Origin of the sequence: Paenibacillus jiangxiensis (assembly GCF_046098255.1) — a bacterium.
In the GTDB taxonomy this organism is placed as follows: domain Bacteria; phylum Bacillota; class Bacilli; order Paenibacillales; family Paenibacillaceae; genus Paenibacillus; species Paenibacillus jiagnxiensis.
In genome coordinates this window covers 140,923-158,507 of the sequence record NZ_JBJURI010000001.1, presented here as the reverse complement: position 1 = coordinate 158,507, position 17,585 = coordinate 140,923, and the positions used below count along the sequence as shown (strand labels likewise).

The following is a 17,585-nucleotide window of genomic DNA, read 5'->3' as shown; positions in this document are numbered from 1 at the left end:
GTTTCGCGGTACCACTGATAATTGAAAATATGGTCATTAAATTTTCGGGGCAGATTGAAGTGAATAGGTGAGGAGGAATCCGGATGGAAGTTGAAGGCGCATTTAGTATTAACGACGGTGGAGGTGCACAGGAGTCGTATGTGGTGGCCGGGGCCATTCTGAGCTGTAACTGTGGCACACAGCTGACCCGCTTGAAAATCCCGTTCAGCCATGGAGTCTACATCAAGGAAAAGCCCCAATTGAATATCGATGATTACTTGCCTGGCGTCAATATTATCAACTTTGGCAACTGTACGAATCAGCTGAACCCGGCGGTGAAGAACGGCAAGGTGGATGTCGAGGGGGTTCAAAAAGCCCCTTGTGTTCCAGTCATCTCGGGACCGTGGGTCAACGGAAAAAGCGATGTATTGATCGAGGGGAAGCCAGCGTTATTAAGTCCATGCACGAACACCTGCATTTATGCGGGCAGCCTGATCAAGATCGAGGATGATGGCCAGAACCTGGGAGGCGTGTCCGTGGGCAGCTCCGGCAGCGGAGCGATCAGATAAGACACAACTGAAACGATCAGGCAAGGCTTGGCGGGAGTGAGTGAATAGGGATCGCAGGGAGAGGGGGACAAAGGATGGCGGCGATACACACATGGAAGGGCTACGGGCATATCAAGCTCGTGGCTCCTTATGAAATTCAAAGCCTGGGTACGCTTGAAATCAGGCGAAGGGTCGGGGAGCATGCCAGGCTGTATCTTACGGCGATTTTGCCGGATGAACACAAGGATCAAAGCGTGCAGTTGAAGGTGAAAGAGGAGACGGTGGAAATACAGGAAACCGATGCGGATGGCGCCCTGGTGCGGATATTATTCCACGGCCGGGTCGAGCAGCTTGAAATCGGGACAGTGAGAGGAGTCTACCAGCTGAAGCTGAAGGCGGTCTCCCACTCTATCCTGTTGGACCGGAAGGTGGAAAGCCGTTCCTTCCAGTTGGGAAGCCAAAGCACCTCGGAAGTGATTGAACGAGTGGTCATGAGTTACGACGAAGCAGACATGATTGACACTACTCGCGGTGCGGACCGACTGGAGTCGCTTGTGCTGCAGTACCGGGAGACGGATTGGGAGTTTATCAAAAGACTGGCTTCCGCCAGCGGCGCGGTCATCATCCCGGAATCGGCTGCTTCCTCGCCCAAGCTGTGGATTGGGGTCCCAGACGGAGCGTTAGAGGAGCTGCCGCAGGATGTTCCTTTTACCGTGGGTCGTGATTTGGCCGCCTATGGCCAGGTACAGGCTGTCGGATTGAAGGCAAGCCCAGCGGATTTTACCTATTATGAGGTCGAGACGGAGAAATGGCTGAACCTGGGGGACAAGGTGAACTTCCGGGGCAAAGAGCTGGCGGTGGCCGCAGCGGTATCTGTCCTGAAGGACGGCACTCTTGTACATACTTATACGCTGCGTCTGGAGTCAGGCATCCGGCAGCCGTTCTACCTGAATGACCGGATTACGGGCGTTTCGCTGGACGGGAAAATCATCGACGTGCAAAAGGACCGGGTACGCGTGCATCTGGACATCGACGAAATTCAGGATAAAAGCCTGGCGGTATGGCTTCCTTTCGAGTCGCCCTATACGGCTGAGGGCAGCAGCGGGCTGTATGTCATGCCGCAGTTGGGTGACGCGGTGCAGGTGTATTTTCAAAGCGCGAGGGAAGAGGAAGCGATGGTGCGGGGCTCGGTCCGCAAAAGCGGACAGCCTTCCCCCAAGCTGGAGGACCCCAATACGAAATACTGGGGCACGAACTACGGGAAAGAACTCAAGTTCGGCACGTCTGATATGAGCCTGACGGCGACGGAGGGCAGCCTGTTTATTTCCCTGGAGGACAGCGAAGGCATTACGATCCAAAGCGACAGCAGCATTGTGATGTCGGCCAAGAAGGATTTGGAATGGACGTCGGAGAAGAAGATAGGGATCACCGCGCAGCAGGCCATTTATTTATTGAGCGGAAGCAGCAGCCTGGTGCTGGACGGCAACTCGGACATCCGCGGCGAAGAGGTGGAGCTGGATGGCCTGATCAAAGCGCCGGTCAGTGTCGAGGATCTGGAGCCGCAGCCGGAAGCGCCGTTTGCCGAGGAAGAAAAGAAGGAAGAGAAAAAGGGTTTCTGGAACAAGTTCCTGGATGTCACGCAGGTCGTGCTGGATGTAGTGGGATGTATCCCGGTGGTCGGTGAAATTGCGGATTTAGCCAATGCCGGCATTTCCTTGGCGCGGGGTGACTATGTCGGAGCGGCGTTATCCGTGGCGTCCGCCATTCCGTTTGCAGGCTGGGCGGCCACCGGGGCTAAGGCGGCGCGTAGAGTTGCGCAGGCCACCAAGCTGGGCAGCAAGGCGGTCAAAGCGGTGGATAAAGCCGCTACCGTGGTGAAATCGGCGAAGGAAGTGGCCGAATCCTTGACGGTAGCGGGTATGGGCTCGCTGGGAAAAGTGTACACCGGAGCACGAAGTATGGGCAGCAACCTGAACCAGGCGGACGTGCTGCAAAAGCTGAAGACAGCGATGCAGAACCTCGAAACCAACCGTCCGCGGATGGCGATGGCGATGAGTATGGCGTCCGGGACCGCAGTCAACTACTACAAGAGCGAAGCTCAGGAAGCCGCAGTGGCCAAAATCCAGGAGGAAGGCTGGGCACCGCAGGAAGCGATTACCCTGTTGGGGATCTTGACCAATGGAGGCCGCAGGAAGGGTGGTCATGGCGGCAGCTCCGGCATTGTATCCGGAGGAGGTAGTGGTGGCGGTAACCATGGCAGCGGCAGCGGTAACCACGGAAGTGGTAGCGTCGGCTCAGGGAAGAAGCCGGATGTTGGAGAGAAAGATAAAAATCCACATTCAACTGTACCAACCCAAACCAAGGTAAATTACGGTGATCATTATACAAGGAAAGATAGAAAAAAAGCACTAAAAGAGAATGTTGAATATACTACGCCAGCTGGATATACCTATAGAACTGATGATAAAGGTAGATTAATTAATGTTGAAGGTAAGCTGAAATTAGGCAATGGTAAAAGAAATAACCATGCACAAAGAGTAGTAGGGCGCAATAACCGTAGAAAGACAGATGAGGGTGGACACTTAATTGCGAGTATATTTGAGGGTTCAGGTAGCCTAGACAATCTTGTAGCCATGGATGGTAACCTAAATAAAGGTGAGTGGAAAAGACTAGAAAATATGTGGGCAAAGCAATTACAAAAAGGTAAGTCAGTGGAGGTTAGAATAAGACCTATATTTAAGGGCGATTCAGAAAGACCAGATAGTTTTGAGATCGAATATAAAATAGGTAATGGTAGATGGAAGGATAAAAGGTTTGATAACGAACCAGGAGGAAAAAAAGATGAATGAGCAAAAACTTGAAAATATCTATCAAAATATCGCAGAAACAATTATAGAAACGATACAAGAAGATTGGGTTAAAGTGATTTTGTATGGTGAAGTAGTAGAAGGTGCACAAAAAGCTTTCTTCTTCTATTACTCAAAATTAGACGATCAGTTAATTTATTGCAGAGATATTCCTGAAATGTTTGAGTTTAGTTTGGAAAGTTATAAACAATTAATGGACAATTTAATAACTTATCTTAAGGAATTAAAAAATGAGTTTATAAATAACGGACAGGAAGCATGGACAAATTTAACAATGTCCTTCACTGATACTGGTGAATTTAATATCGATTATAATTATGAGGATTTAACCGACGCTGATGACCATGAAAGAGATATTATTTGGGAATATAAGCACCTAGGAATTGTTCCAGAAGATGAGGATGATAACGAGTTCCTTGAAGAATATCTTAAACATAAGGAGGTAGAGTAATAAGTTAAGTTTATAAAATTAGGAATTGTTTTTTTACTTTTGACAGATTGTAATATGAAGTGCGACACCTACTGGAAATAAATAAACAAAGGGCCCATGGCCGGATTCGTGTAGAATGAAAGTTCCTACACCCACATTCACACAAGGAGAATCCGCCATGAGCTACACACATCTTAGCATAATTGAGCGAAGCAAGCTAGAAATCCTCCACCAACAGGGGAAATGCCAGAGCCATTGCCAAGGAACTGGGCAGACACCACGCCACCATTAGCCGGGAACTCCGTCGAAATGCAGTACAGGAGTCTTACCGTGCGGAGGCATCTCAGGAGAGCTACGCCCAGCGTCGTAAGGCCTCCATTCCCGCAGGAAAATGGACACCGGAGTTGGTGGTGGTTATCGAAGAGAAGCTTCAAAGGACCTGGTCTCCCGAGCAGATCGTAGAGCGGCTGCGTCAGGAGGGACAATCGATCGTATGCTTTAAAACGATCTACCGCTGGCTGTACGCCGGTCATTTAGTGAAAGGCGTGGTCACGGTTCTCCACCATAAAGGCAAGCGTCAGAGGCCTACGGAGACTCGCGGTAAGTTTGCGATAGGCAAGCCCATCTCTCAGCGTCCTAAAGAGGTGCGGTCTCGAGAAACGTTCGGTCATTGGGAACTGGATACCGTCGTTTCCAGTCGCGGGAAAAGCAAGAGTTGTGTGGCCACGTTCATCGAACGCAAGACGCGCCTGTACACCGCCATTCGGATGCCTGACCGCACCGGGTTGTCCATGGAAATCGCCTTTGGTGTAGCTGTTTCCCAGTATCCCTCTGGGGCCTTCCAAACGGCGACAGCTGACCGTGGCAAAGAGTTTGCCTGTTATGCGAGCCTGGAGGCCACCCATGGCACGCAGGTGTATTTCGCTGATCCGTATTCCTCCTGGCAACGAGGCTCCAACGAAAACGCCAACGGCTTGCTGCGAGAATTCTTTCCCAAAGGTACGGATTTTACCCAAATTACAGACGAGTCCTTGGAGGATGCTCTCCACCTGATCAATCACAGGCCACGAAAATGTTTGGGTTGGAAGACAGCTCACGAATCCTGTTCAGAGGAACTGTCGCACTTGGCTTGACAATCCGTCTTTTAATTTTATATTTCATTATGTAGAGGTTTATTCCAACTTGAAACGATGGGAAGGAATAAGCCTTTTTATATTAAAAATCAAAGTAAGAAGAATGGATAGGGAAATGACGTGGAATTATGTGGTGATTAGTGGTTAATTTCCAATTTACTTAATAAGACATCTCAATGGCGTGGGGTAGCTATGTCGGAGCGGCGTTATCCGTGGCGTCCGCCATTCCGTTTGCAGGCTGGGCGGCGACCGGAGCGAAAGCGGCACGAAGAGTTGCCCAAGCCACCAAGCTGGGCAGCAAGGCGGTCAAAGCGGTGGATAAAGCCGCAACCGTGGTGAAATCGGCGAAGGAAGTGGCCGAATCCTTGACGGTAGCGGGTATGGGCTCGCTGGGAAAAGTGTACACTGGAGCACGAAGTATGGGCAGCAACCTGAATCAGGCGGACGTGCTGCAGAAGCTGAAGACAGCGATGCAGAACCTCGAAACCAACCGTCCGCGGATGGCGATGGCGATGAGCATTGCGTCCGGGACTGCAGTCAACTACTACAAGAGCGAAGCCCAGGAAGCAGCCGTGGCGAAGATCCAGGAGGAAGGCTGGGCACCGCAGGAAGCGATTACCCTGCTGGGGATCCTGACCAATGGAGGCCGTAGAAAAGGCGGACATGGTGGTAGTTCCGGCATTGTGTCCGGAGGAGGCAGTGGTCACGGTGGAAGAAGTGGTGGCGACAGCCATGGCAACGGTAGCGGTAACCACGGAAGTGATAGCGGTGGCTCAGGGAAGCCTGGGGATGGGAAGAAGCCGGATACTAAGGGGACGAGAGAAGCCGTCTCAAAAGATGGTCGTCCTGACTTTGTGGGTAAATTAAAAGGTGAGGATGTAACGCTTCCTAGTGTTAAAACAGAAAGCGTTACATTTAATAAGAGAAATCCTGAGGACACAGCTCAACTGCGAAAGGATTTCAACAAGGTCAGGAAAGATATGATGAAATCAATGGCGAATGATCCTAAAAAATTTAAAGAATTAAACAGGCCGGAATTTCAGATAGTGATATTGAAGATATGAAGGGAGACGGACTAGTTCCTGACGGCTGGCAAGTTCATCATAAAATTCCTTTGGATATCAAGGTGGTACCAATGATCTGGAAAACTTAGTTCTTATAAAAAACGATCCTTATCACAAGGTTATTACAAACGAGCAAAATTCATTAACAAAGGGTATGAAACCCGGGGATAGTAAAACAGTAGAATTTCCTATTCCAGACGGAGACATCTACCCTAAAAAAAAGGAATAAATAATTTAAGAAGGTGATTATATGTGGAAAGAGCAAATTGACCAAATATCCAAAATAAGGGGAAACCGAAAACTCAATGCTCCTGCCAATGAAAACGAAATATCAAGATTTCGTAAGTCTGTAGTGGAAAAATTCGGTGAAGGTGTACTTCCGCAGCAATACTTTGAATTTTTACGAACAGTAAATGGAATTGAATTTAATGGACTGAAAATATATGGGATAGACAATAACTTTTTGGATTCCCAGCCAGTAAATCAGGTTGATAGTTTTTTTGATGCCAATGAAACTTGGGAGTCAATTAAAGACGAAGATGAGTTGATTTTTTTTGGAGATTCAGATATTGCTTGGTATTGTTATGATGCTACTAAAAAAAGTTTTGTTGAACTCGATAAACCTTCAGGTGAGCTTATGGAAACTTTTAGTGACTTTGGTGCTATGCTTGAATCTGCTTTCTCTGTTGCGCTTGATTAAATGAATGAGCTTAGACATGTTGATGTAACTAAGCACCACGCACTGTCCATTAAGCGCGCGGTAGATAACGAAGCCTAGCAAATTCAACTATTCTTGCCCGTGAGAAGACTAAACCGAATCGGTAATTCATTCAAACGAATGTGATGGGATGTGGCAATCTAATCGAATGCATTGGGGAGATACCGTTAATATCTATATAGACTGAACATTAGAAATACCTTTCTTAAAATCGGTTACTCCTAAAACGGGTAATAAAGAGGAACAAACCCAATGAGGATGTGATCCCGATGCAAACCACAATAGATGAAAAACATAAATTAGAGATGGCTTTGCGTGAAAGCTCTGATAAACGGATGTATGAGCGTTACCTCGCCGTCCTTCAACATTTGGAGGGGCGTACCATCCGAGAGATTGCTAAAATCATCAAACGAACAGAAAAGACGGTTGGCGGTTATATTCATAGTTATCGCGAAGGTGGTATTGAGGCTCTCGCACTTGGTCACTCGCCCGGGAAACCCCATCGACTCCGTGATGAACAAGAGAAACAACTTGCCGATACCATCGCCACAAAACGGCCTGTTGACGTCGGAATCGAAGCCAAATACACTTGGACCCTGAAGCTCGCCATTCTCTTTGTCGAGCGCGAGTTTGGAAAAACCTTCACTGAACGAGGGATGTCCAAGCTTCTTCACCGTCTGGGCTTCAGCCGCACGAAGGCAACGTATACCTTAGAATTGGCAGATCCTGAAGAACAGGCTGCCTTCAAGCAAGAAACTTTTCCCGCGTTAAAAAAAGCTTTTGAACGGAGAAATCGACCATATCCTCTTCGAAGATGAGTGTATGATTCGAGCCTACCAATCTTTGCATTACAACTGGTTTCCGGTCGGTCATCAACGCAAAATCCCTACGTACGGGCAGCATCAGGGCGCCAAACTGTTCGGAGCATTAAACTTCGAAACGGGACAGGTGCACTACCGGGATGGGGTAACGTACGATGCTCCTGCGTTTATCCGATTTCTCGAGTTTATTTTACAGGAATTTCCAACCGGTAACATCGTGATTATTTTGGATAACGGTAGAATCCACCATGCAGCGCAGATTCTTTTACCTGATGACGAAGGTGGTCATTTAATTGCAAGTATTTTCAAAGGTTCGGGTGATCTTGATAACCTTGTACCAATGAATGGAAATCTTAATAAGGGTGAATGGAAGAAATTTGAGAATACTTGGGCGGATGCACTTAAACAAGGCGATGAAGTGAAAGTAAAGATAACGCCGAATTATAAGGGAGATTCACAACGTCCAGTAAGTTTTGATATTAAGTACAAAATTGGTGATAATGATTGGGAAATTAGGCAGTTTGATAATGTACCAGGAGGGAAGTAAGATGAATGACGAGAAATTAGGAATCATATACCATGAGATGGCAGAAGTTGTTGTTGATACTATTCCTGAGAAATGGTCTACGGTTTATCTTTATGGTGAGATTGTTGAAGGTTCTCAAACTGCTTACTTTTATTACTACCCTGAAGGCAATGATAAACCTGTTTACAGTCATGATATTCCTGAGATTTTTACAATAAGTGAACGTGAATACTCAGAAAAATGGCATCAATTGATCGATATTACTCAGGAGCTTTGGACAGAGTTTAAAGATAACGATCAAGAGCCCTGGACAAATTTTACTTTAACCTTAGACAGTACAGGAAAATTTAAAATTGATTATAATTATGATGATCTATCAAATGCAAATTCACATGAAAGAAAGACTATTTGGAAATATAAGTATCTCAGCGTTATGCCCCAAAGTAACTCTGGGAAAAAGCATTTAGAAAAATACCTGAAGACAGTGGAAAGAGAGAAAGAATAGGCTCTAAATGGGATGCAGTTACACAGGATTTGCATTGTAACAGCAGGATCGTACATTACAACCTATACCAAACAAAAAACTTGGAGATAGATTTTCAAAGGCTTATTCCAACTTGAACGGTAAAGATGGAGTAGCCTTTTTTATTTTGGGTCATAGTCGTATAAAAATAGGTGAAAATAAAAAGAGAGCTTCATAGCTCTCAGCGTAAGAAAATATTTGATTCATTAAGTAGACAAAGAGCATCTTTAAATCCTTGTAAATAAATTTCGCGCTCCAAAATTGCCTGAATGGATATTTCGGTATCCTCGTAAAGAAAAACAGTATCCATTGTTGATTCTGGGAGGTAGTCTTGAATTTTCTTAAAGTACTGATCCATCAATTAATTGTACATAGGTTGTATTGCTTTTGATATGGTTGTTGTATAAAAATTCAATCCGAGTTCGAATGAGCGGATCTAATAAGACTTCTAAAGAATGTGGCGATGGAATCAATCCCTTTCTATGTCTGTTTATTTTTGTGAAGTAATATTTATTTTATTGAATATTATTTTAACATAACAAACAAAATAGTCGAGAGAAGTCAAAAGTATTTTTGATAAAATAAATATCATTACGTATAATTAAAGAAAATTTCAACTTTGCTGGAAGGGACTATGAGATGATTAGTTACAAACCATTTCAAAAATTACTGATTGATAGGGATATAAAGAAACAGGAGCTCTTGAAAAAGACGGGAATTTCCTCAGCAACGATGGCTAAACTGAATACAAATGAGTATGTGTCGTTGGAAGTAATCGATAAGATTTGTTCAGTATTAAACTGCCAACCCGGTGATTTATTAGAGCATATACCGGAGCAGCAGATTGATAACGGAAAATAAAAGCGAGCTATTAATTTGGTTTATAATGTAAAAAAGAATTCTGCACAAACAAATCAAAGAAAATAACTGAACACATGCTAGATAATTTTTGAGGCTTATTCCTAATTAAATGCAGAAGGGAAAGAGCCTTTTTCCCATGGATGATTAGAAGTGTCTCCATTTGCTGGCCTCCATGTTTTCGTAGAGGGAATCACAAGAAAACCACCGGGAATAGGTTAAGCCCTAGCTCCGGTGGCTTTTCAACGGTGCTTTGAAAAATCTTATCAGCTCTTGTTGAATGATTTTTATTCGTCTATCTTTTCATTCCAAATTATTTTCTCAGCTCAAAAAATTCGCAGCGGTCGCGGTCGTGGTATGCGAGGTCGTCTACGCCCGACTGGATAACAACAATCGTGTCGTCGAAGCGGATGACGTAGCCGCCGGAGCCGACGAGCTGGTCGTTCTCGAAAATGCGGACCGGAAGGCGGCGGTCGATGGCTTCCTGGAAGTCTCCATCCGTCCACAGCTTGCGGTTAGTAGGCATATAAGATGGTCTCCTTTGTGGAATAAATGCTGCCCTGAGTTGCTGTAGGCTTGCTCTTATCATAAGATGAACATAACGGTTCGGGCAAGCGCTCTTCTGATCGTGTATTTTGGATGCCCAAGCATAACCGGGAAAGGTTGGCGATTCCGCTTTGACAAAATGGCTCAAAACGCTGCTGCTGCTGGCCGGAGCCGCACTGCTCACCCGGTTTATTCCGTTCTCCCATATATTCAGAACGCTGGACACGATGATCCATGAGTTTGCTCATGCCGTGGTCACGCTGATGATGTCCGGCCAGGTGCAGCGGATTGATCTGAACGCGGACCACAGTGGTGTCACGTATACCTTAATGAGCTCGCAGAGCAGTTCGATTCTGGCCTCCCTTGCAGGATATACGGGGGCGTCTCTGTTTGCCGTGCTGATGTTTTATTTGCATGCCCGGCAGCTGCACAAGTGGGGTTTGGGAATCATAACGCTGATTGCGGCAGTCATGATCCTCCTCTATGTGCATGAAGGCTATGGACTGCTGTGGCTGGCCGGTTTTATCGTGCTGAATGTCGTCGTTATACTGGCAGGGGGACGTACAATAACCAAGCTGTATTACTTGCTGCTGGCCTTCATCACACTTGAAGAGTCGGTTGCGGGTACGATCATCATTCTCACGGCTTCGCTGCTCAGCCCATCGCAGGCGGGGGATGCTGCCAATTTGGCGGACTGGACGCATGTGCCTGCATGGATATGGTCTGTATTCTTCCTGTTGTTTTCACTGTTCTGTGCCAGAGCGGCCATTGGGCAATTTCTGCGTAAACGAAGACCGGGAATGGAGACGCAAAAAAGAGGCCTTGGCTTCATGTGGGGGAGATCCGGTTGAGAGAGCAGCCATCCTGGCTTGATGCTCAGTCCGGTGATATATTTCAGGCGTTCTCGCCACCGCATCTGGTCTGGATCGGCATCATTGCGGTTGTGGTGTGGCTGTTATTCATTATGCGGCACAGCATCCGCAGCCTAACCGGACTGCGTACGCTGCTGCGCTGGGTGCTCGCCGCAGTCTTGCTGTTATCTGAAGTATGCCTGCATCTCTGGTATATTGATCAGCAGGTATGGGATGCAAGCCGGACGCTTCCGCTGGAGTTGTGCAGCATTACGCTCCTGCTTTCCATTGTCATGCTGGCGACACGCAGCCGTCTGCTGTATCAGTTCTTGTTCTTTGCAGGCATAGCCGGCGCTCTACAGGCTGTAATTACGCCTAATCTGGCGTATGAATTTCCGCATTTCAGGTTTATCCAGTTTTTTGTGGCCCACGGGGCGATTTTCCTTGCCAGCTTGTATATGACCTGGGTAGAAGGATACAGGCCTACCTGGAAGTCCGTTGGACTGGCTATGCTGTTCCTGAACGTATGTGCGCTGGTCGTATGGATTGCCGATGTGCTGCTGGATGCCAATTACATGTTCCTGCGGGGCAAACCGGATACGCCGTCCCTGCTGGATGTGCTCGGACCCTATCCATATTACATATTGGTCGAGGAGGCCGTGGCCTTTGCGTTCTTTTCGTGTATGCTGCTGCTGTTCAGGCTGCTGTCTGGTAAAAGGGAAAGTGTATCGCAGGATGTAACGACTTGAAGCCCGGACTGCCTCCTATAAAGCAAGTGCCGGGCTTCCTTCGAAATTACATAAGGTTTCAGCAGAGCTGAAGCTTCTTAACCGCAAGAAAAAACTTCCGCTAAGAGCGGTCTATACTCTGTGAAAGTGTGTCGATAGATGCTTCTCTTAATTTTCGCTAAATGTGACCCGTCTTCTGTGAAAGTAATGCCGGTAGACATTTGTCTTATCACAAGTTAGAAAAAAATCACCCGCGCAGCAGAGACTCAGCACCGTCGATGTAAATATCGGTTCCTGTCACATGGGAGGCTTCGTCGGAGGCCAGGAACAGCACCAGGTTGGCCACCTGCTCCGGCTCGCCCGGCGCATGCCGCAGCGGTTGGTCGCCTTCCGGGAATTCCACCGGAATCTGCACTTTTTTCAGATCGTCGGAAGGATACGTGTTATCGCTGATCTGTGTCTCGATGGCTCCGGGACATACCGCGTTGACGCGGATTTTATAGCGGGCCAGCTCCAGGGCAGCCATTTTCATGAAGGCGACCTGTGCCGCCTTGGTGGAGGCATAGGCGGAAAAACCGACATTGGAGAAAATCCGGTTGCCGTTGACCGAGCTTGTAATAATGATGCTGCCGCCGTTCTTTTTCAGAAAAGGAATCGCATATTTCACCGTGGCAAACGTGCCGCGCAGGTTGATGTTCGTCGTCATATCCCAATCGTCGATTGCCATTGTTTCGATCGGAGCCATGGAGCCGTTGATGCCTGCGTTAGCGAATACGATGTCAATTTTTCCGAAGGTGTCGGCCACCTTGCCCATGCCTGCCTCGACCATATCCGTTTTTGCAATATCGCATTCCACGACCAGGGCTTCGCCGCCAGCCTGTTCAATCTCAGCTTTCGTTTTCTCCGCTTTCTCCGGGGTGCGGTCCAGCATGGCTACTTTGGCGCCGTGTTTTGCAAACAGGATGGCGGTAGCTTTGCCGATCCCCGAGCCCCCGCCGCTTACAATCGCTACTTTACCCTGCAATCGCTGATTTTCCATATTTTTGCTCCTCCTGTTCCGAACTGTGCTCCTTAGTCTCGTTATTCCATACCCTCGAGAGGAAGTGAATGAATCATACAGAGGTAACCATAATGTATAAAAGGGTTCCCTTTACCAAGGCAAACCTATTCATTCAGGAGGTCGCCCATGTTACAAAACGTCAACGGAACAGAATATGTCATCAAACCCTGGGCCATACAAGGACCGAGCATTCAGATTGATCCGCTGTTTCCTTATTATGAAGGCAGATCCGCGGAAAGTGTGGCGGAGGAAATCGAGAGCGCGGGCTACCGCACCGTCCATTATTTTGTCGTACAGGAAAATAAAATACATACACGCATTATAGACGCTCTACAGCGAAGGGGGATCGCAGTGTGGGCCATGGTGCTTGGCAACGGTTCCTTCGGTGTGTCTCATCTTCCCCCGCAGTGGAGCCATTGGAAAATGGAGCTGCTGCGGGAGCCGAAGGACAGCTTCCAGCGGTTGTCCCATTTTGCGGAGGAATATGTGCAGTGGAAAAAGGATGCGGCTGCGCGCCTCGTGAAGGAAATTCCCTTCGACGGATTTGAAGTGGCGGAGCCGTATTTTCCGGAGTGGAACGGGCTGCGCAGCGGAATTTATGGGGATGTCGGTCCAAATGCGCAGCGTGCGTTCAAGGAAAGGTACGGAACGGAGATGCCCGAATTTCGCAACAAGTGGGCCGCAAATTATTACCGCAGAGTCCCACAGCTTTACCGACGATGGATCGAGTTCAGAGTTGATGCGGTAAACGGGCTGATTGACGAACTGGTCAACGGCTCCGGCGGCGTGCGGGAGGCCAGACCCGACATACGGATTGCAACCTGGTCGCTGGCGGTAAGGGACAGACGGGGATTGGCGCCAGCCAAGCTCCGCGAGTGGCAGGGCATTGATGCTGTTGAAATGATCCGCCGGGTGCGGCCCGATATGCATGTGCTGCAGACCCACTGGCCGGATTGGATGCGGCCGAAGCTTCCGCCGGACTATATTGCGGAGTACAAGCGGTTTGCTGATCCGATCCGGGCTGCTTTTCCCGGACTGCCGCTCGGTGTACAGGCGGATATCGGCTCACTGGAGCGGATGGTCAAAGGCAGGGATTGGCTTGCAGCGTTCAGCTCGTCAGTACGTGAGCACGGATACGACTCGTGGACAGCCTATGAATACCATCTGGGCGGTTATATGTACGATGAGCCTCCCATTCCGTTAAAGGCCGTCCGCTCCGGTGATGACGAATTGGTTGTAACCTTCAGCAAGCGTATCGCCCCTGTTGGCCACGAGTCGATAGAATCTTATGTGCTCAAAACCGATGGAACCCGGGAAGCTCTAAGGCTGAGAGAAGCCGATACGGATGGGAACCGTCTTTTTCTACAGGCGGAGCAGCTCCCAGCGGGGGCGTTCGAGCTGGAAGTACAGGGTATCCGGGATACGCCGGAACTGTGGCTGTTCAAGGATCGAGCGGGGCATAAGACGCCTGCGGGATATACAGTCCCGGTAGAAGGAAAAGGAGAAATGATGAAATAGCTGCTAAAAATCATGGAAAATTATTCAACTTTCATATATTGTTGTTTGATAGGAAGTATTCTATTTGCTTGAAAAGCTGGAAATCCTGGCAGATATCCTACAGATGAAAGGGAGTTTTGTATGGGATACATAAGCGAAATACGGAAGCTGGTCGGTTCAAGGCCGATTATTATGGCTGGAGGTTGTGTGCTGCTGCATCGTAACGGGGAATTGTTGCTTGTACGGAGAGCAGACAATGGATTGTGGGCACTGCCGGGAGGATCGATGGAGCTTGGAGAAAGCTTGGAGGAAACGGCTGCACGGGAGCTTTTTGAAGAGACGGGGCTGACTGCCGGGAAGCTTGAGCTGCTTCATGTTTTCTCCGGAAAAGACCTGTATTATAAGTACCCAAACGGTGATGAAGTATACATTGTTGTTGCCGCATATGAATGTACTGAATTTGCCGGTGAACCTGTGGAAGATGGGGTTGAAACCAAAGAAATACGTTTCTTCGCCTTAAATGAGATGCCGAGCGACCTATCGCCGCCGGATATGCCCTTAATCAACAGGTTTCTTGACAAGAACCCGGGGAGGTAGTGACATTGCGCTACAGGGCATCTTCTTTATGTATTATTCGTAGAGGAGCTTCCATATTGCTGGAAGAGTTTCCAGAGGAAGACGGGGTCATCACATTTCGCCCGGTCGGCGGTACCATTGAGTACGGAGAGGACAGCAAGTCGGCTGTGAAGCGCGAAGTAAAAGAAGAGATCAATGTTGATATTATAGAACCTAAATTAATCGGGATTATTGAGAATATCTATCCTTATGATGGACAAATCGGTCATGAGTATGATTTTATCTATGAAGCTTATTTTGGTTGCGCTGACGATTATCAAAAAGATGTATTTACTGGAGTTGAGGGTGAGAGACGCTTCCATGCTGTATGGAAGAATTTAAGTGATTTTGTTGGTAACTCTCGCTATAGGCTTGTACCCGATGGTCTGTATGAAATGTTAACAAACGAATGTGGAGAAAAAGTTGTCGCCTCCGAAATCAAACATATTAACACCAAGGACTTCTTACTATTTGAAAAAGGAAGGTGATCATAGATGAAAATCGCTTTTATTCTGTTTGACCAAATGACCATGCTGGACTTTGTAGGCTTCTATGATTCTATCACTCGTTTGAAAATTTTAAAGCTAATGGACAACGTCTCTTGGGACTTGTGCTCGAATCGCCCGGAAGTTACGGATGAGCTGGGCATTACTATGAAAATAGAGCATGTTTCCAATGACTTATCACAGTATGACATGATCTTCATTCCTGGCGGCTGGGGGACGAGAAGACTAAAAGACGATACGGAGTTTATATCGTGGTTACAAACAGGCAAGGATGTTAAGTACAAGGTTTCTGTATGCACCGGTGCACTGCTGCTGGGGGCGGCGGGTTTTTTGGATGGAAAAAGGGCAACCACTAATCCTTCTGCCTATGAGTTGCTGGAACCCTATTGTGGAGAAGTAGTCAGAGCCAGAATTGTGAGAGACGGAAATACGGTTACAGGCGGCGGGGTGGCGACTTCAGTTGACCTGGGTTTATACCTGCTGGAATGGTTTACAGACGCAGAAACGGTGCGAAAAATACAAGCTTCAATGGATTACCCATACTATCAGACTGGGAAGCTCGACGCTAACTTTATTGTATAAAACTACTTAAAATGGTGGAGGAGCTCATATGCAGAAAGACTGTATATTTTGCAACCCGGAGCTTGAAACAAGGGACAATGAAATACTAAGCAATGAACATTGCCGTTTTTTGCAGCTGGCAGAAGCTCGGGAGAAAGGAAGCATCCTTGAAGGGGCCGGTGTGATTGTTCCCAGGCAGCACCGGGAGACAGCCTTTGATTTGACACCTGAGGAATGGGAGGCCACTTATACTTTGCTCCAACAGGCAAAATCCTACATAGACAAACTGCATCAGCCGGACGGTTACAATCTGGGCTGGAATTGCGGTGAAACCGCAGGCCAGCACATCATGCACGCACATTTGCATGTACTCCCCAGATATAAAGATGAGCCCATGACGGGAAAAGGTATTCGGTACATGTTCAAGGGCGAGTTGAATAATCGACGGAAATAATACCCGTTCAGAGAAATATAACTGCAATTAGCAAGCCATGAGGAGAGGATGCCTGTGAAAATCCGTACAGGAATCATCGGCACCGGCTTCGGGGCTCAAGTGCATGCGCCAATACTGCTGAAGCATCCGGATTATGAACTCACGGCAATCAGCAGCATACGGGAAGGCCGGGCAGAGAAGGCTGCTCAGGAGCTGGGTATTCCAGCAGCTTACGACGACTGGAAAAGAATGATGCATGACTCACGCCTGGATCTTATTGTTATTGTCTCTGAGCCGTCTTTCCATATGGAAATGACGGTATACGCATTGAATTCAGGTAAGCACGTGTTATGCGAAAAACCCCCTGCACTCCATCTTGCTCAAGTCGCTGAAATGCAAAATACGGCAGCAGGGCATAACCGAGTGGTCTCCATGAACTTTGAATGGCGTTATTTGCCTGAACGTCAGGCCATAAAGACAATACTTGAGGAGCAGAGGCTCGGCGAACTATTTCATGTCGGCTGGTCGGAGGTTTGGCCGCTCTGGCCGCGAATTAAAGAAGAACCCTACAGCTGGCAATGGGATCTGGCGAAGGGCGGCGGAATGCTAGGAGCGATAGGCTCACATATGATCGACGCCCTTCATCACTGGTTCGGACCGTTTGCTGAAGATGTCTATGGATTCACTGTGAATCATGTACATGAAAGACGAGCAGATACAAGAATAAAACCGACGAATGGAGATGACTCTTTTTTCATCCATGGGAAATTCAAGAATCAAGGCACATTTTCCCTCCAATTTATTGCAGCTGCTGTGGCCCGCCCTCCCATGCTTGAGATTTTTGGTTCACAAGGCACATTAAGATTGAAAGGGAAAAATTTAAGCATTGCTGCACACCTCGACAAAGATTATGTGCCCATTGAAATCAGCGAACCCATCGATGCTTCAGCATTCCCGCTTTATACAAGAGGTTACGTGCATCCGCAATGGATGCTTTACAGCGATCTTTCGGCAGCCATATCCGGCAGCCAAACCAAAGCAGATTTACCTACCCTAAACGACGCCTGCATTGTACAGGAAATGATGGATAAGATTCGTCTAACAAAATCATCGAGTGGTGAACAATAAATAAGCAGAGGGAATTTCGCTTGAAATGTATAGGGAGCAGCTTTGAAGGGTCCCGCTTGAAGTCTACCTTTTTCAGGACGTTTGTACTGATTGAATCTTGAGGTATAAATAAGGGTATGTTAAAGTAAGAATAGAAATAAGGACGGTCCACCAACCGTCCCCAGCACAACAACTTCGAGTGGGTTCACCCCTC

The 17,585-nt window shown here is 47.6% G+C and carries 19 protein-coding genes and 1 pseudogene; 18 read left to right on the top strand and 2 right to left on the bottom strand.

The window, feature by feature from the left end:
* Positions 1–83 precede the first annotated feature (83 nt).
* The 10 genes and pseudogenes from ACI1P2_RS00775 to ACI1P2_RS00730 all read left to right on the top strand — a co-directional run bounded on the left by ACI1P2_RS00775 (position 84) and on the right by ACI1P2_RS00730 (position 9,470).
* Positions 84–548 carry a DUF4280 domain-containing protein gene (locus ACI1P2_RS00775; RefSeq protein ID WP_355315932.1) on the top strand — a complete coding sequence of 155 codons (465 nt, stop codon included), beginning with the start codon at positions 84–86 and terminating at the stop codon, positions 546–548.
* Between the two features lie 74 nt (positions 549–622).
* Positions 623–3,376 carry a DNA/RNA non-specific endonuclease gene (locus tag ACI1P2_RS00770; protein WP_355315930.1) on the top strand — a complete coding sequence of 918 codons (2,754 nt, stop codon included), beginning with the start codon at positions 623–625 and terminating at the stop codon, positions 3,374–3,376.
* Positions 3,369–3,845: an immunity protein YezG family protein gene (locus tag ACI1P2_RS00765; protein WP_355315928.1), complete on the top strand. Its 477-nt coding sequence runs from the start codon at positions 3,369–3,371 to the stop codon at positions 3,843–3,845. The genes ACI1P2_RS00770 and ACI1P2_RS00765 overlap by 8 nt, the downstream gene beginning before the upstream one ends.
* Before the next feature lie 157 nt (positions 3,846–4,002).
* A pseudogene (locus ACI1P2_RS00760) lies at positions 4,003–4,957 on the top strand (IS30 family transposase).
* 176 nt (positions 4,958–5,133) lie between these two features.
* Positions 5,134–6,021: a hypothetical protein gene (locus ACI1P2_RS00755; protein ID WP_355315926.1), complete on the top strand. Its 888-nt coding sequence runs from the start codon at positions 5,134–5,136 to the stop codon at positions 6,019–6,021.
* Positions 6,022–6,271: 250 nt separating this feature from the next.
* Positions 6,272–6,721, top strand: coding sequence for a YrhA family protein (locus tag ACI1P2_RS00750; RefSeq protein ID WP_355315924.1), 450 nt, complete (start codon positions 6,272–6,274; stop codon positions 6,719–6,721).
* Positions 6,722–7,008: 287 nt separating this feature from the next.
* Positions 7,009–7,557: a helix-turn-helix domain-containing protein gene (locus ACI1P2_RS00745; protein ID WP_355315922.1), complete on the top strand. Its 549-nt coding sequence runs from the start codon at positions 7,009–7,011 to the stop codon at positions 7,555–7,557.
* A complete protein-coding gene (locus ACI1P2_RS00740; protein ID WP_408976095.1) occupies positions 7,520–8,107 on the top strand; it encodes a DNA/RNA non-specific endonuclease in 588 nt (195 codons plus the stop codon). Before ACI1P2_RS00745 ends, ACI1P2_RS00740 begins: the two co-directional genes overlap by 38 nt.
* A 1-nt stretch (position 8,108) precedes the next feature.
* On the top strand, positions 8,109–8,591 hold the full coding sequence (locus tag ACI1P2_RS00735; RefSeq protein ID WP_355315918.1) for an antitoxin YezG family protein: 483 nt from the start codon (positions 8,109–8,111) through the stop codon (positions 8,589–8,591).
* 657 nt (positions 8,592–9,248) lie between these two features.
* On the top strand, positions 9,249–9,470 hold the full coding sequence (locus tag ACI1P2_RS00730; protein ID WP_355315916.1) for a helix-turn-helix domain-containing protein: 222 nt from the start codon (positions 9,249–9,251) through the stop codon (positions 9,468–9,470).
* Positions 9,471–9,780: 310 nt separating this feature from the next.
* On the opposite strand, the gene ACI1P2_RS00725 is transcribed toward ACI1P2_RS00730, so the two are convergent.
* Complete coding sequence (locus tag ACI1P2_RS00725) at positions 9,781–9,993, bottom strand: hypothetical protein (RefSeq protein WP_355315914.1); 213 nt, start codon at positions 9,991–9,993, stop codon at positions 9,781–9,783.
* Between the two features lie 151 nt (positions 9,994–10,144).
* Between ACI1P2_RS00725 and ACI1P2_RS00720 the strand changes: the two genes are divergently transcribed.
* Both ACI1P2_RS00720 and ACI1P2_RS00715 read left to right on the top strand, forming a co-directional pair.
* Positions 10,145–10,864 (top strand): M50 family metallopeptidase, encoded by a 720-nt coding sequence (locus ACI1P2_RS00720; protein ID WP_355315912.1) that lies wholly within the window; start codon positions 10,145–10,147, stop codon positions 10,862–10,864.
* Positions 10,861–11,613, top strand: a complete 753-nt coding sequence (locus ACI1P2_RS00715) for a YwaF family protein (RefSeq protein ID WP_355315911.1) — start codon at positions 10,861–10,863, stop codon at positions 11,611–11,613. The genes ACI1P2_RS00720 and ACI1P2_RS00715 overlap by 4 nt, the downstream gene beginning before the upstream one ends.
* Positions 11,614–11,839: 226 nt before the next feature.
* Here the strand turns inward: ACI1P2_RS00715 and ACI1P2_RS00710 are convergent, their stop codons facing one another.
* Positions 11,840–12,631, bottom strand: a complete 792-nt coding sequence (locus ACI1P2_RS00710; RefSeq protein WP_355315909.1) for an SDR family oxidoreductase — start codon at positions 12,629–12,631, stop codon at positions 11,840–11,842.
* Between the two features lie 147 nt (positions 12,632–12,778).
* Between ACI1P2_RS00710 and ACI1P2_RS00705 the strand changes: the two genes are divergently transcribed.
* From ACI1P2_RS00705 to ACI1P2_RS00680, 6 genes are all read left to right on the top strand, one after another.
* Positions 12,779–14,170, top strand: coding sequence for an N-acyl-D-glucosamine 2-epimerase (locus ACI1P2_RS00705; protein WP_355315907.1), 1,392 nt, complete (start codon positions 12,779–12,781; stop codon positions 14,168–14,170).
* Positions 14,171–14,290: 120 nt separating this feature from the next.
* Positions 14,291–14,746 carry an NUDIX hydrolase gene (locus tag ACI1P2_RS00700; RefSeq protein ID WP_355315906.1) on the top strand — a complete coding sequence of 152 codons (456 nt, stop codon included), beginning with the start codon at positions 14,291–14,293 and terminating at the stop codon, positions 14,744–14,746.
* Between the two features lie 5 nt (positions 14,747–14,751).
* On the top strand, positions 14,752–15,252 hold the full coding sequence (locus ACI1P2_RS00695) for an NUDIX hydrolase (protein ID WP_355315904.1): 501 nt from the start codon (positions 14,752–14,754) through the stop codon (positions 15,250–15,252).
* A 6-nt stretch (positions 15,253–15,258) separates the two neighbouring features.
* Entirely contained in the window at positions 15,259–15,852 is a 594-nt protein-coding gene (locus ACI1P2_RS00690) for a DJ-1/PfpI family protein (RefSeq protein ID WP_355315902.1), read from the top strand.
* Between the two features lie 28 nt (positions 15,853–15,880).
* The gene (locus ACI1P2_RS00685; RefSeq protein WP_355315900.1) at positions 15,881–16,285 is read left to right on the top strand and encodes an HIT family protein; all 405 of its coding nucleotides are present in this window, start codon (positions 15,881–15,883) and stop codon (positions 16,283–16,285) included.
* Positions 16,286–16,339: 54 nt separating this feature from the next.
* Positions 16,340–17,392: a Gfo/Idh/MocA family protein gene (locus tag ACI1P2_RS00680; RefSeq protein WP_355315898.1), complete on the top strand. Its 1,053-nt coding sequence runs from the start codon at positions 16,340–16,342 to the stop codon at positions 17,390–17,392.
* Positions 17,393–17,585: the final 193 nt, after the last annotated feature.

Excerpts from the sequence above, each read along its gene's own strand:
- ACI1P2_RS00775 (WP_355315932.1), top strand. The coding sequence starts at position 84 with ATGGAAGTTGAAGGCGCATTTAGTATTAACGACGGTGGAGGTGCACAG.
- ACI1P2_RS00770 (WP_355315930.1), top strand. The coding sequence starts at position 623 with ATGGCGGCGATACACACATGGAAGGGCTACGGGCATATCAAGCTCGTG.
- ACI1P2_RS00765 (WP_355315928.1), top strand. The coding sequence starts at position 3,369 with ATGAATGAGCAAAAACTTGAAAATATCTATCAAAATATCGCAGAAACA.
- ACI1P2_RS00755 (WP_355315926.1), top strand. The coding sequence starts at position 5,134 with ATGGCGTGGGGTAGCTATGTCGGAGCGGCGTTATCCGTGGCGTCCGCC.
- ACI1P2_RS00750 (WP_355315924.1), top strand. The coding sequence starts at position 6,272 with ATGTGGAAAGAGCAAATTGACCAAATATCCAAAATAAGGGGAAACCGA.
- ACI1P2_RS00745 (WP_355315922.1), top strand. The coding sequence starts at position 7,009 with ATGCAAACCACAATAGATGAAAAACATAAATTAGAGATGGCTTTGCGT.
- ACI1P2_RS00735 (WP_355315918.1), top strand. The coding sequence starts at position 8,109 with ATGAATGACGAGAAATTAGGAATCATATACCATGAGATGGCAGAAGTT.
- ACI1P2_RS00730 (WP_355315916.1), top strand. The coding sequence starts at position 9,249 with ATGATTAGTTACAAACCATTTCAAAAATTACTGATTGATAGGGATATA.
- ACI1P2_RS00725 (WP_355315914.1), bottom strand. The coding sequence starts at position 9,993 with ATGCCTACTAACCGCAAGCTGTGGACGGATGGAGACTTCCAGGAAGCC.
- ACI1P2_RS00710 (WP_355315909.1), bottom strand. The coding sequence starts at position 12,631 with ATGGAAAATCAGCGATTGCAGGGTAAAGTAGCGATTGTAAGCGGCGGG.
- ACI1P2_RS00705 (WP_355315907.1), top strand. The coding sequence starts at position 12,779 with ATGTTACAAAACGTCAACGGAACAGAATATGTCATCAAACCCTGGGCC.
- ACI1P2_RS00700 (WP_355315906.1), top strand. The coding sequence starts at position 14,291 with ATGGGATACATAAGCGAAATACGGAAGCTGGTCGGTTCAAGGCCGATT.
- ACI1P2_RS00690 (WP_355315902.1), top strand. The coding sequence starts at position 15,259 with ATGAAAATCGCTTTTATTCTGTTTGACCAAATGACCATGCTGGACTTT.
- ACI1P2_RS00685 (WP_355315900.1), top strand. The coding sequence starts at position 15,881 with ATGCAGAAAGACTGTATATTTTGCAACCCGGAGCTTGAAACAAGGGAC.